Below are 13,252 nucleotides of genomic sequence, written 5' to 3' on the forward strand. Positions count from 1 at the left end.
GCTATTTGCCTACCACAGGAGAAACTTTGTCAGTGGAGAATAGATTTAGCGGCTCATCCGTTTGATGAGGTTCAACACTCATTCCAGATCTCAAACCAGACATACCGCGGACCACAACTTGATCGCTACTTTTAAGTCCGCTGGTGATTATCTGCCAGTGAGCAGGACCGGCCATCACCGTAACGGCTTTGCGCTGGACTTTTTTATCCTTGTTCACCACCATGACAAAACGTCCATTTTGCTCAGTACCAATGGCTTGATTAGGCACTAATAATGCGTTGTGATACTGGCCAAGCTTAAGCCTTAAACGAACAAATTGACCGGGAAGAAGGGTATGTGTCGCATTATCAAAAACCGCACGAAATGCTTGAGTATCCGTTTGATTATCAACACTTGGCGCCATGTAATCTAAGCACCCTTCTAGCGGATAATGAGTCTGTTCGCCTATACCTGCCAGTACCGACAGTGAATCGACAGGTTTGCCTGCTAGCGTCTTTTGAACTTGCTGGATATCAGCAGAAGCTAGAGTGAAATCGACATAGATAGGGCTCTGTTGGACGAGGGTTGCTAACTTGGTTGGAGAACCTTGTCCGACTAAACTACCTTCGTCTTCAAGGTGAGCAGACACCACGCCGCTAAAAGGCGCTTTGATTCGTGTATAACCGAGATTAAGTTTAGCGAGCGCAACATCAGCTTGAGCGGCTTGAATTTGCGCCTTAGCACTGTCGCGATTAGCTATTGCTGCATCAACATCAGACTGCGCGGTAACATGCCGTTTAAGCAGTGTTTGCTGACGAATCAAGCTCTGCTGGGCATTAATATAAGTCGCTTTAGCCTGTGCTAATCTTGCTTGTGCTTGGCTCAGTTGCGCTTGATAAGTTGCCGGGTCAATCTCAAATAACAACTGGCCCGCTGCAACTTTTTGCCCATCGGTGTAATGAATCGCCTGCAACGTTCCGGCGACCCTAGCAACGATATCTATCTGATGATATGCACTGGCTTGACCGGTGACATCAAGATAATGAGGGACATCAGCAACTTTGGCAGACATAACCTCAACATTCAGGTTAGCGTTAGATTGAAGATTGATTTTAGGCTTGCACCCGGCTAACGCAATAACCGCCACCAGCGAAATAAGAATAGCTCGACCCAAATAAAAGAATCTGGACGATTGAGCTGAAATAGAGCCGCACTTACAGCAAATGTTTAACACACAGCCTCCGACTAACAGACATATTTAGCAACTGATCATACGGTCACTGTCTGGTTTGTCGATTCGCATTAGCCAATGCTACTTAGCTTGGTTAAGCATGTTAAAAACTATATAAATTTCAGCTTATTACAACAGAATAAAAATAAAATTAAAGTTCTCTTATTGAATTCATCTTCAGGTTTTTGGTTATTTATTAAACATTTTAAACTTCTAATTGAGGTGAAAAAGTAGTGATAATCTGACAAAGGGCATCTTCAAATTCAGGCGATTGAATAAACGAGACATCTTCAATCGCGGCGCGTTGTAAAACGCCTAAGATAGCTCGAGTCATAACAAATGCTTTGACTTGCCGAGTTTGAATCATCTGTTGGTCACAACTTGGCGCATGAAATTCCCAATGCTCTAACACAACTGCGACAATCTCTTCTAGCAAAGGCTGGGCGTGCTGAGCTTCAAGGATCATGCTTGCGAGCAAGGCAAACTGACGCTTTGCACCGCGTCTTGAGGCAAATGAATTAATTAACAGACGAATGAATTCTCGGTTAGGCTCAAGAGATAAAGCACCAGGACGAGATAGGATCCGCTGCATGTGCTTTCTCAATATGTTTCTCTGGCGCTCGGCGATCCCCAATAAAATGGCATCCCGATTCTTAAAGTACTGATAAAGCGTACCAATCGAGACACCAGCGCGCAGCGCCACATTAGTGGTGGTAATGGCAGCCTCGCCTTCTTTTTCAAGAAGCAAAGAAGCGGCCTGTAAGATTGTATCAACAGTTGTAAGAGAGCGTCCCTGAACAGGCTTTTTGCGATAGACCTTTTCGTTGCTCATAATTTTATCTTCATTCGACAGTCACTTTTAAAATGGGCAAAACCTAATATATCGAGTAAACGATATGTATACATAATTTTATGCTACACAAACCTTACTCAAAATGCTTACCTATTTACTTAAGTAAAATCAAGAGTTAACAACAAGCGTTGCTCATGGCCCATCGGAGCAGGCGAGCGATGAATCAATGCACCATTTTCATTGCCCTGCCAACCGGAGCCTTTAACTAAAGCCACATCGGTACGATTTAACTGTGAAATAACAGGTTGTGAGGAGTGCGAAAAATTTTGCTCGTTATCTGATAACCACTGTGTTCCCTGCCCTTGGAAGGTGGTAATCAGCCGACATGGGATCCTATCAACATGAAAACGCGGGCACATTCGAGTATCCATACGCGTTAATCTAACCCCCGCTTCTTTTAAATCAAATAAACAGCAGAACATATCAACAAGCTGCTCGATATGTTGATAAAAAGCCACTAGTTGGCGCGATTCACCATAGGCTTTAGCAAGTTTTGCCACTGTGTTATCCGCACTGGCAATCTGCGTGAACGCAATCATTGGCTCACTTGCAACCCAATCACTGATACTTTGCAAAACATCTGTGCTAATGTCTCGTTGCCAAACCGCTAAATTACATTCTTCGTTGTAGATATTACCTAATACCGTTGGCTCATGCGCAAACATTGCTCTGCGCGGGGCTCTATTTTCAAACAGGGCAAGTTCTTTGCTATCTAACACCTGCATGTTTAACTCCAACTCGGGAACGGATCAGGCAGCGACAACCAGTAGGTCTGATCTTGGGTGAGCTCTTCGTCGCTAAGCAGGCAGGTATCAAGAGCTGCAATCATCTTCTCTTGCGCTAAGTTCTGACCAATAAACACTAACTCTTGGCGCATATCACCATAAGGCTCTACCCAATCATTTTTCATCATTTCTCGAAAATCCGGATCATCAGGCCAACGCTCTTTAGGGATAGCTCGCCAGAAAAAGCCCGCTAGTTCAGCGCGCGCAACTCCGCCTGCTTGGCTCCACAAACCAGCCTGTCCGGGGCGAGTCGCCAGCCAAAAATATCCTTTGGAACGGATTAAATTACCAAACTGTTGAATATCATCGATAAAATCACTAAATTTTTGCGGGTGAAAGGGACGTCTAGCAACGTAATTAAAGCTCTCAATGCCATATTCTTCTGATTCAGGAATATGCTCACCGCGAACTTCTTTTAACCAACCAGGTGCCATTTGAGCTTGTTCAAAGCTAAATCGGCCAGTTCCTAACACCTCTTTCACATCGACCTGACCATGACGAATCGGAATAAATTTCGCTTGCGTATTTAAAGCGCGCAACATGCCATAGACTTTGTTTAAGGTCTGCTCATCGACTAGATCGGTTTTACTGATTAAAATAACATCGGCGAACTCAATTTGATCCACCAGCAAATCAGCAACACTGCGATCATCTTCATCACCTAAGCTTTCGCCAGCTTCTTGAATGGGAATATCTTGCTGATAATTATCTAAAAAGTTTGCCGCATCGACCACAGTCACCATGGTATCTAGAGTGGCAACATCTGAAAGTGACAACCCATCATCATCGGTAAAGGTAAATGTTTCAGCCACCGGTAATGGCTCGGAGATCCCGGTTGACTCAATCACCAGATAGTCAAATTTCCCCGCTTTGGCTAACTGGCTTACTTCAATCAGCAAATCTTCACGCAATGTACAACAGATACAGCCATTGCTCATCTCCACCAGCTTCTCTTGCTTGTGGTTTAAAGAAACTTCCTCACGAACAATCGCAGAATCAATATTAATTTCACTCATGTCATTAACAATCACCGCCACCTTTTTACCTTGACGATTGTTAAGGATATGAGTCAAAACAGTGGTTTTACCTGCCCCTAAAAATCCAGATAAAACCGTGACAGGAAGTTTGTTTGCCACTTGAGACATACAACAGTTACCTCTAACATTCATTAAATAATTTGTAATGTTATAACATAACAATTTTGAAAAGTGATTTCCTTGGCATAAACCAAGAAGCGTTAGCCAATAGAATTTAGAATCAATAGAATTGTGATGGTTATAAAAGCTCTGTGGCACAACCGGCACCACAGTTATCTGATGGCGAAAATGCTGACTTTCCAAGTGGCAAAAGCAGTAGAATCAGAGCATTCAGTACGATGAGAAATCGTAAATATTCATGCATCGCACTGCTGCGTTTAATTTTGATAAAAGGCTAAGGCTGCGATTTAACGATTAGATAGCCGTTAACATGTGAGTATTTTCAAGCAAAATCCAAACACCAACCGCCACTAACGTAACACCGCCAATAATCTCAGCTCGATTGCCAAAGAACTTACCAACCATACGACCGACCATCACACCTAATGTCACCATAACCGTTGTCGATAGGCCAATCATCAATGCGGCCACACAGATATTCATCTTAACGAAGGCCAAACTAACGCCGACAGCCGCTGAGTCAATGCTGGTACCAATTGCGGTAAATATCAGTGCAACAATAGATGGTTTAACTACTTTTTCAACCACGTCATCACTTGGAACTTCTTCATCAGTAGACCAGCCATTGCGGATCATATTGATCCCCAAAAAGGCCAATAGGAAAAAAGCGATCCAATGGTCCCAAGCATCGATGTACCCGGCAGCAAAGTGACCGGCAAACCAACCAATAATCGGAGAAATGGCTTCGATAATGCCAAATAAGATCCCCATTTTCAGGGCATCAACAAAACGTGGCTTTTTGATAGCGGCACCTTTACCGATAGCAGCGGCAAAAGCATCTGTAGACATAGCGAGGGCAAGGACAGTAAAAGCAACTGGATTCATAATATTCTCTCTCTCGGGTACAACAACCACGAAACCTCCACGCACCCGAACAAAAAACGTGGATATTTCGATGGTCTCGCCAACCGAGAGGCATCCGTACCATGGCATGTGGCCAATTATGTTGATACGGACTCTTTCAAAAATGAAAGCAGGCTACTCCCCAACGCCGCGAAATATACCATTGAGATGAGAATTCATCAATGTTACAAATCAAAAAAAGCGTTACTTATCATGTATTTATATGATAATGAGTATTATTATCATTTATAAACAAGTGATCAAAATCGATTTCTTTTCGCTAAACCAATAAGTTAAGAAAACTTAACCACGGTTAACTTTCAAATCAAGGTGGCCGCGGGTCGCGCAGTTATTTTTTAAAAAAATCGGGCTTTCAGCTATTTTTTTGACTTTAGATGCTCATATTCAATAAATTCAGCTTTAAGAAATGACTTACTTTGATGATATCGGCGGTGACAATATGCGCCGTATTCACACAAACTAATCCCAATCACCACACATATTAGTGCCACGATATGAACCGAACCAAATACAGCTCGTTCATCAGAAAAGACACACAAAGCCATCAACGTGCTAAATAAAGGCAATAGATTCATCACCACCGAGGCTCGAACGCCACCAATGGCTATCGCTCCTTGCTGATAAAACATTTTGGAAATAATCGCGATAAACAAACCAACATAAAGAATCAATACGATAGCCTGCAGTAGTTGTGAGCTATTCGGATGAGCGCTCTCAATTAAGCGCCAGTGAGAATCATGAAAGCTATGCACCACCCAAGCGAGGGCCGCAACGAAACAAGCAGCCAAACTCATTGCCCACATCTGTGAGCTCCAGTGCACATCAGGAGCCCATCGCAAGGCAAAAGAATAAAGCGCATAGATAATGGCAGAGGCTAGAACGAGCCCATCCGCTAATGATGGATGCCAATTTAAAAGCTGTGATAAGTGCCCTGATGTTAGCAGCCATAAAACTCCGAACAAAGAACAACCAATGCCGACCCACTGCAAATAATGGCCAAATTTACGCGTGTACAAAAAGCTAAAAATAATCGTTAAGGTTGGGATCAGTGAGTGAATAATTGCAACGTTAACCGCTTTGGCATGCAGCGCATAGGCACCATAAAGCAATAGATTAAACACACAAAAAGCACTCGCCCCCCAAGTTAATAACCACCATTTATGTGCCATAAGCTTTGCCCAATCATGGCTAATCTGGCGATAGAACATAGCACTGAGGACAACAACCGCCACAAGCCAGCGATAAAATGTCAGCTGGTAAGGACTGAGTAATCCAACCGATAATTTCCCGATAATATTACTACTTGACCAGATAACAGGCGCAATCAGCAACATAATATACGGATGAGGTAAAGAGTGATGAATAATACGATGGGCAGATGATGTGTGTGGCATATCTCTTCCTTTAAATACAAAGTATGCAAAGAAGTCATCTGTCACACAGACATTTGTGGCGATTGACCACACAAACAAACTGACTTCCCTACGATGGCATGATCCATATCAGGTGATGCGGGTATTCTCTCAGCCTTACGGCACCCCGAGTCGATTGTTATTCTAATACGATGTACTCAATCACTGCCACTAAAAAATAGTGGAATTATAAAAATATCAATTATAAACAAAGAGTTAATTATTTTTTGCATCCAATCAGCGACAGCATGAAATGGCTTTGATTCACATGACCAACTAAATAGGAGTGGGAAAGAGAGGATTAATTAATATTTAATTGAGCAATTAAATATTAATTTTGATAACTAATTGAACTATAAAAAATTTCAAAAACAACACATTTTCACGCACAAAAAATAAGCTTAATTGTGCATTTTTTACTTGACCACGCTCACTATTTTCGGGTTAAATTTAATCAAAATCAGGAGCGATAGCTCATTAAAAAACCATTTTAATCTTAATTAACTATTTGATTTTTTAATATTTATGACTAATAACCTCGATGCTTATGCTGTGCGCGACTTTATTAAACGCTATCGCCGTCTGGATAAAACAGAACCACTGCGATTTAAAGATTCGGCACTTGGAATTCAGACAATTTTCCGTGATATTGACAGTTGGCATACAACCTACTGTCTACCTCACTGTGAAAAGCTAATTCGCTGGTACAAAAATGTGCCTTTTACGATTGTCACCACCGGAATGCCCTATTACATCGTACTGCATGATTTGAAAACCAATCAGATAGTACGCTGCGGGGGCGAAATTAAACAAGATTGGACCTGCATTCCAATGCTTTTTCATGATCTTGATGCCATGATTCGCCTTATTCCAGCAGGAGTCATGGCTAAATTGACCAACGCAGATAAAGCTGTTTTAGGAATGACTCGAGATTTTTCTTGCCCCCGAGCAATCGAAAATCGTTACCGAATTATTCAGGCTCAATAAGTGCTTAGTCATCGCTAAATAATGCTCGTTACACTGAGCTAACGGCTTACATTCTTCATCACCTGAAGAAAGCTTAAGCACATCCAAACGACACACTATTTGGCGAGGATAGTTTTGGCGGTTGTGTAATCAACAATCAACACGTCGATATATTTTCCTTGCAGCGCCCCTTTTATTGCCTGCGCTTTATCCTTACCTCCGGCCAAGGCAACCACTCGCGGACAACGCTTCACTAAGGCTAAATCCATGCCGATAACAGGGTCCTCTTCATCGGCTAACACCGGTAGCCCACGTTCATCAAAGTAATGCAGACAAATATCACCAACCGCACCTTTATTTGCCAACACCTGAAGCATATCGGCTTCGTAATAGTTTCCAGAGGTCTTTAAAAGATGAGATGGCTCAAGCATCCCAATACCCACTAAGGCTAAATCGACCTGCTCAAACATATCCACCACGACACCAACATCCTGAGTATTCAAAAGGCGCTGTTTGTACTCAACAGTCCGTTCAATGCTTTGTGACGGTAAAAGATAAGAATCGCAATTAAGCAGGCTAGCAAGAGAGTGCGTCAGCATCGTCGCTTGAATATTGCCATTGATGCCAACCCCACCGAGCAGTTGTACAACGCCTTTTGCTTTAATCGTCATCGGGTGTAAATGCTCGACCATAGCCCGGATGGTGCTACTCCAAGACGAGATACCGACCAGTTCATCGGCGTGCAAAGAAATCTGTAAATAATGCGCAGCAGCTGAACCAATAGATTTTTTGATTTGCTCTTCATCATCAGGATCATCGACATCCACCACAATCGCCTGGCTTAAGCCAAATTGACTCTGCAGCTGGGCCTCAAGATTCAAATAGATATTAGCTGGTTGAATCACACTAATTTTGACTAAATTTTCTTTCAAACAGCGCGATAAGGCTCGAGATACAAACGACTGCGACAGATCCAGCTGTTTTGCGATATCAGACTGTTTCTTGCCTTGTTCGTAATAAAGAGTCGCTATTTTCACTAATAGGCGCTGCTCATCTCTTTTCAGCATCCAGACCCCTTGAGCATTTATCATTAGTTAGCTGGGAAAATTTAGCATTTTTATACACATTTGCATACATACGCAACAGCTGAATATAAGTCATTGTGCGTTATTATTTATTAAATAAAACAATAACTCAGGTGCACTCACAGCGACTCGTGCACCTTTATTCCAAGCTAGAGAAACAGCTTACTGATGGAAATAACAATCGACATTCAAATATTTGTTAAACACTTCATATAGCACGTTGGCTGTGCTGGAATGGTTAAATGCAACGTGATGCTCAAAGCCATTATTACAGATATACGCCAGCAAACCTTCCAGATGAGGCACCTGAACCACGGCTCGACACCCCACCGTCTCAAGTTCATCATCAACGAGTTTGCCCTCGCCCAGATAGGCTTTTACTTTTGAGCTGAACTCATCAGTGGATAATCGAAAATAAGTCAGTGGCCCTTTTTTCATGCGCCCGTTAATCGCACCGCAAGTATTTTCACAGCCAACAGTTGTCCCGATAATATCAGCCGTGCTCATAAACGGTTCGTGCAGCTGTTCGGTTGCAAAATTTCCGCAGTGAAACAAAACACATTTATCGCGTTCATCACCAAAATTATTGTTCCAGTCAGCAATAGAGGATGGATTGCCCGAGGCAATGGATAACGCGTACATCGATATTGCCCCCATGACATCGACTTCACAGGCACTTGGCAGCAATTGCCCTGACATCACACTCATAATCGAGCAGACATTAATCCCCAACGTTTGCTGCAATGACGTCCAACATTGAATCGCACTGGCATCAATGTCGTTGTCATCTATCCACTGAGCAATCACCACAAATAGTTTGCCCATCATGACAAGCTTATCTTCAGCAATAAACTGAGTATCTGCGTTATTTTTTAGCAACTCAATTTTATCGAGGATCCGCAAGTCATCATCTTTTAATGCCTCAACCCGGGCAAAAATTTCAGAAAGATCAATCGGCTCAACCGTAATTCCCATCCGCTCTAACATTTTTTCGCTATAGCGAACGGTATTAAAACTGGCCGGTCTTGCCCCGATGGCGCCCACGCGACATCCTTTTAGCGCAGAGACCGTACGGCAGACTCGTTCAAAGTTTGCCAGATCAGCTCGAAAGACCTCACTGGTAATTTCACATACGTGTTGCGTCGTTAACGAAAACGCAATGCCATACTGACGTAAGTTATTACACAATGAAATTTTGCCGCAAAAACTATCTCGGCGAGTGGCAAGTCCCATTTTATCCAGAGAATCGGCTTCGGCTTGAATTAAAACAGGCACAGACAATCCTGAGAATCGAATCGAGTCGGCAACTGCTTTTTCATCGCCGAAGTTCGGCAATAAAACAACAATCCCATCAATTTTATCGCGGTTAGCTTTGAGCAGTTCGCTTGCCACTTTGGCATCTTGGTATGTTTGTACCCCACCATGATCGGTTTGCTCTTCGCTGAGCATGACCGTCTCAACCGACATATCAGCTAAGATAGCCTGAATATTATTTCTAGCTTCATCGACAAGATAGCTTGGGAAGAAGTTTCGATTTCCAATCAGAACACCAAGGCACGTATGGTTATGTTTATCTTTCATCATCTGCTCCTTTATTTATAGGCAAACTCGTTGTACGAGTTGTTTCCACTCGCTGTATTTTTCTTGGATTAATTGCGAGTCTTGATTAGGGGTAATCAGTTCGACACTTTTTGGTAATTTGCTAAGCGCAGCATAATCAGGCCACCAGCCCAATGAAAAACCGGCTAAATAGGCAGCCCCTAGCGCTGAGACCTCGGACACATTATTTTTAATCAACGGGACCTGAAGTAAGTCCGCCTGAAATTGCATCAGTGCTTTATTTTTCGTAGCACCGCCATCGACGGAGAGCTTTTCAAAGGGAATATTGGCGACTTCACGCATTGCAAAAAACAGATCCGCAACCTGATACGCCACCGATTCAAAAGCTGCACACGCTAAAACTTCAGGGGTTGAAGAATCGGTTAAGCCATAGATCACCCCTTTTGCTTTAGGCCGCCAATGAGGGGCGCCAAGCCCCGCTAGCGCTGGAATAAAAAACACACCCGAGTGTTTATCAAGGCAGCTTTGGCGCATTTGCTCGAGTTTATCGATGCTATTGACGCCAAGCAGCGTAGACATATATTCAATCGCAGCCCCGCTATGAGTAATATTGCCCTCTAAGGCCATATGAACTTGGCCATCATGCCAGCCAACAGTCATTGAGATACGCGAATCGCTTTGGGTTTGCGGCTCAACTAACGTCATCAAAGAACTACCGGTTCCATAGGTTGCTTTCACAACCCCTCGTTGGTAGCCACCTTGACCAAAAAAGGCCGCGTGAGAATCACCAATTTGCGAATGAATCGGCACCGCATCAGGTATTCCCGGGCAATTTTTTGTGTAACCGCGAATGCCTGTTGATGCGATAACTTCGGGCAAACAGTTCAATGGCACATGAAATAGATCCAATAAACTAAGATCCCAACGCAAGGTGTGAATATTAAAGAGCTGATAACGCGATGCATTGGAGTAGTCGGTTACAAATGACTTGCCAGCCGTTAACTTCCAGACCAGCCAAGAATCAACGGTACCGACACAAATTTCACCGCCCAGAGCTCTTTCATAGCCATTGGGCAGATGACTTAATAGCCAGACAATTTTGGTGGCAGGAAAAAGAGGATCAAATAAGGAACCCGTCGCTTGCTTAATTTTATTAGATTGCGCTTTAGCCGCAATTTGCTCACAAATCTCTACCGAGCGCCGACACTGCCAGCTCACTAAAGGCGTCAAAGCTTGCCCTGTTACTCTATCCCATGCCAACACCGACTCACGCTGGTTACTAATGGCGATGGCACGCAATTGCTCTTTGGGTAAATCTTTTAACGCCTCAGCCATCACCTTAACAACAGCTGAAAAAATCTCTTCCGGGTCTTGCTCGGCCCATCCCGGCTGCGGGTGACTCAGGCTCACATGCGCACTTGCTTTGGTTAGGAGCTGAGCATTATCATCGATAACAACCGCTTTGGCGTTAGTCGTACCTTCATCAATCGCCAATATATAGGGGTTAGACACAAGCGCCTCCTGTGAGCAACGCTTTGGCTTTTAGAGCGATATGTTCAGCATCAAAACCATGGTGGGCACGAAGTGATTTTCGATCGGCGGCCCAAGCGTATTGCCCATCAGCAATTCCCAGCCGAGTTAGCTGGCAATGGATCCCATATTCAGAGATAACTTCGGCTACTAATGAACCTATCCCACCATTCACATTGTGCTCTTCAGCACTTATCACAAAAGGTACGTCTTTGAGCAATTGTGCTAAACGATCTCGATCACAGGGTCGAATCGAAGCGATGTTAATCACCAATGGATGAATGCCCTGATTTTCTAATTGGTGAGCTGCCTCAACAATTTCATACCCAGTAGAGCCCATCGCGATCAACGCAATATCGTCGCCTTGGTGCAACACATCAATTTGTCCTGGCACGAACTGGTAGTCATCGGGATAGATTTCTGGCAGTGCTTTGCCATCTAAGCGAATGTACACCGGTCCGATTTTTTCAATGGCATAATCAATAATCTGCCGACATTGATTAGGTGAGCTAGGCGCATAGATTTCAATATTGCCAAAACCTCTGACAATGCTGATGTCATCGATACTATGATGCGTACTTGCCAGCGGCCCATAACTGGCCCCTGAATTTAAGCCAAATAGTTTGACGTTGGTGTTGTTATAGCAAACGTCTACTTTGACCTGTTCATTAGAGCGCGAAATCAGAAAAGGGGCCGCATTGCAGGTCACCGCAACTTTACCGCCAAGAGCAAGGCCTGCCGCAGTTCCAACCATGGCTTGTTCTGCAATCCCAACATTCACGAGTCTATCGGGAAACTCTTTAATAAACGGTGCGATTTTGGCCGTTGATGTTGAATCAGCCACCACTGGAACTAAATCAATACCCCGGTTCACTGCTGCAATAAATCGCTCGACCATGACATTGGCTAAATGCTCAGAGTTATCCATGATTTAACTCCTCCAAAGCTTGTGTCACTTCATCACCTTTCGGGACTCGGTGGTGCCACTCTGGGCGCCCTTGAATAAATGAGATCCCAGCGCCTTTGGTTGTATTCGCTATCACCACATTGGGTTTGCCGCACGGTTGTATCTGCTCTAAAGTTTCAACCACAGAGCGCATATCATTTCCTGAACACTGCGTAACTTGCATCCCAAACGCTCGCCATTTCTCATCGAGTGGGTCGGTATTCATAATGTCTTTAGTAAACCCAGCTAACTGCAATTTGTTTTTGTCGTTGATGATGATGAGGTTATCGAGCTTATAATGAGCAGCAACTAATGCCGCTTCCCAATTACTGCCTTCAGCAAGTTCACCATCACCAGTGACCACATAAATTTTGCGTGGCGAGCCACTTTTTTTTGCCGCAAGTGCCAATCCAACAGCAACCGGCAAACCATGACCCAGAGCGCCGGTATTAAGCTCAACCCCCGGGGTTTTATGGCGCACCGGATGGCCAGGAAGTTTAGAATTTGGATACTGATAGCTACTAAGCCATTCTTTTGGGAAATACCCCGCTTCAGCAAGACAGCAATAATAACCACCAGCGGCATGTCCTTTAGATTGAATGTAAATATCCCGCTGCGGGTCATCGAGCCTTTGGGCTGAGCAATTGAGTAATCTAAAGTACAGTGCCGTGACAATTTCGACCTGTGACAAATCAGCTCCGGTATGCCCGCCGGCCGGACTTTGTGAGTTTAAAACCACGATGTCCTTGCGAATATCTCTGGCCTTTTGTATTAGCTGTTCAATCGAAAATCGATATGGATTCATCTTTACCTCCAGACATATT

The 13,252-nt window shown here is 43.8% G+C and carries 12 protein-coding genes and 2 riboswitches; of the genes, 1 reads left to right on the forward strand and 11 read right to left on the reverse strand.

The features are described from left to right. Position 1: 1 nt before the first annotated feature. The 6 genes from ABTQ23_RS04165 to ABTQ23_RS04190 all read right to left on the reverse strand — a co-directional run bounded on the left by ABTQ23_RS04165 (position 2) and on the right by ABTQ23_RS04190 (position 6,323). Positions 2-1,051: an efflux RND transporter periplasmic adaptor subunit gene (locus ABTQ23_RS04165; RefSeq protein WP_408614376.1), complete on the reverse strand. Its 1,050-nt coding sequence runs from the start codon at positions 1,049-1,051 to the stop codon at positions 2-4. 364 nt (positions 1,052-1,415) lie between these two features. Continuing rightward, positions 1,416-2,042, reverse strand: a complete 627-nt coding sequence (locus ABTQ23_RS04170; RefSeq protein ID WP_408614377.1) for a TetR/AcrR family transcriptional regulator — start codon at positions 2,040-2,042, stop codon at positions 1,416-1,418. Between the two features lie 119 nt (positions 2,043-2,161). Continuing rightward, on the reverse strand, positions 2,162-2,788 hold the full coding sequence (locus tag ABTQ23_RS04175; RefSeq protein ID WP_408614378.1) for a DUF1826 domain-containing protein: 627 nt from the start codon (positions 2,786-2,788) through the stop codon (positions 2,162-2,164). A gap of 2 nt (positions 2,789-2,790) precedes the next feature. Continuing rightward, entirely contained in the window at positions 2,791-3,993 is a 1,203-nt protein-coding gene (gene zigA / locus ABTQ23_RS04180; RefSeq protein WP_408614379.1) for a zinc metallochaperone GTPase ZigA, read from the reverse strand. Positions 3,994-4,299: 306 nt separating this feature from the next. Then, positions 4,300-4,890, reverse strand: a complete 591-nt coding sequence (locus ABTQ23_RS04185) for a manganese efflux pump MntP (RefSeq protein ID WP_408614380.1) — start codon at positions 4,888-4,890, stop codon at positions 4,300-4,302. 5 nt (positions 4,891-4,895) lie between these two features. Next, a riboswitch (yybP-ykoY riboswitch) is annotated at positions 4,896-5,064 on the reverse strand. A 221-nt stretch (positions 5,065-5,285) separates the two neighbouring features. Then, complete coding sequence (locus ABTQ23_RS04190; protein ID WP_408614381.1) at positions 5,286-6,323, reverse strand: DMT family transporter; 1,038 nt, start codon at positions 6,321-6,323, stop codon at positions 5,286-5,288. Positions 6,324-6,391: 68 nt separating this feature from the next. Then, positions 6,392-6,481, reverse strand: a riboswitch (TPP riboswitch). Between the two features lie 385 nt (positions 6,482-6,866). Between ABTQ23_RS04190 and ABTQ23_RS04195 the strand changes: the two genes are divergently transcribed. Next, a complete protein-coding gene (locus ABTQ23_RS04195) occupies positions 6,867-7,328 on the forward strand; it encodes a hypothetical protein (protein WP_408614382.1) in 462 nt (153 codons plus the stop codon). 95 nt (positions 7,329-7,423) lie between these two features. Here the strand turns inward: ABTQ23_RS04195 and ABTQ23_RS04200 are convergent, their stop codons facing one another. From ABTQ23_RS04200 to ABTQ23_RS04220, 5 genes are all read right to left on the reverse strand, one after another. Then, on the reverse strand, positions 7,424-8,374 hold the full coding sequence (locus ABTQ23_RS04200; protein WP_408614383.1) for a sugar-binding transcriptional regulator: 951 nt from the start codon (positions 8,372-8,374) through the stop codon (positions 7,424-7,426). A gap of 180 nt (positions 8,375-8,554) precedes the next feature. Beyond that, on the reverse strand, positions 8,555-9,973 hold the full coding sequence (locus ABTQ23_RS04205; protein ID WP_408614503.1) for an L-fucose/L-arabinose isomerase family protein: 1,419 nt from the start codon (positions 9,971-9,973) through the stop codon (positions 8,555-8,557). Between the two features lie 15 nt (positions 9,974-9,988). Continuing rightward, positions 9,989-11,464: an FGGY family carbohydrate kinase gene (locus ABTQ23_RS04210; protein ID WP_408614384.1), complete on the reverse strand. Its 1,476-nt coding sequence runs from the start codon at positions 11,462-11,464 to the stop codon at positions 9,989-9,991. Continuing rightward, positions 11,457-12,410, reverse strand: coding sequence for a transketolase family protein (locus ABTQ23_RS04215; RefSeq protein ID WP_408614385.1), 954 nt, complete (start codon positions 12,408-12,410; stop codon positions 11,457-11,459). The genes ABTQ23_RS04210 and ABTQ23_RS04215 overlap by 8 nt, the downstream gene beginning before the upstream one ends. Further along, positions 12,403-13,233 (reverse strand): transketolase, encoded by an 831-nt coding sequence (locus ABTQ23_RS04220; protein ID WP_408614386.1) that lies wholly within the window; start codon positions 13,231-13,233, stop codon positions 12,403-12,405. The genes ABTQ23_RS04215 and ABTQ23_RS04220 overlap by 8 nt, the downstream gene beginning before the upstream one ends. Between the last annotated feature and the right edge of the window lie 19 nt (positions 13,234-13,252).

Source organism: Celerinatantimonas sediminis (genome assembly GCF_046054195.1).
In the GTDB taxonomy this organism is placed as follows: Bacteria; Pseudomonadota; Gammaproteobacteria; order Enterobacterales; family Celerinatantimonadaceae; genus Celerinatantimonas.

What these genes read in the sequence shown, in the direction of transcription:
- ABTQ23_RS04195 (WP_408614382.1), top strand. Translation starts at nt 6,867, where the DNA reads ATGACTAATAACCTCGATGCTTATGCTGTGCGCGACTTTATTAAACGC.
- ABTQ23_RS04185 (WP_408614380.1), bottom strand. Translation starts at nt 4,890, where the DNA reads ATGAATCCAGTTGCTTTTACTGTCCTTGCCCTCGCTATGTCTACAGAT.
- ABTQ23_RS04215 (WP_408614385.1), bottom strand. Translation starts at nt 12,410, where the DNA reads ATGGATAACTCTGAGCATTTAGCCAATGTCATGGTCGAGCGATTTATT.
- zigA (WP_408614379.1), bottom strand. Translation starts at nt 3,993, where the DNA reads ATGTCTCAAGTGGCAAACAAACTTCCTGTCACGGTTTTATCTGGATTT.
- ABTQ23_RS04165 (WP_408614376.1), bottom strand. Translation starts at nt 1,051, where the DNA reads ATGTCTGCCAAAGTTGCTGATGTCCCTCATTATCTTGATGTCACCGGT.
- ABTQ23_RS04175 (WP_408614378.1), bottom strand. Translation starts at nt 2,788, where the DNA reads ATGCAGGTGTTAGATAGCAAAGAACTTGCCCTGTTTGAAAATAGAGCC.
- ABTQ23_RS04170 (WP_408614377.1), bottom strand. Translation starts at nt 2,042, where the DNA reads ATGAGCAACGAAAAGGTCTATCGCAAAAAGCCTGTTCAGGGACGCTCT.
- ABTQ23_RS04220 (WP_408614386.1), bottom strand. Translation starts at nt 13,233, where the DNA reads ATGAATCCATATCGATTTTCGATTGAACAGCTAATACAAAAGGCCAGA.
- ABTQ23_RS04190 (WP_408614381.1), bottom strand. Translation starts at nt 6,323, where the DNA reads ATGCCACACACATCATCTGCCCATCGTATTATTCATCACTCTTTACCT.
- ABTQ23_RS04205 (WP_408614503.1), bottom strand. Translation starts at nt 9,973, where the DNA reads ATGAAAGATAAACATAACCATACGTGCCTTGGTGTTCTGATTGGAAAT.
- ABTQ23_RS04200 (WP_408614383.1), bottom strand. Translation starts at nt 8,374, where the DNA reads ATGCTGAAAAGAGATGAGCAGCGCCTATTAGTGAAAATAGCGACTCTT.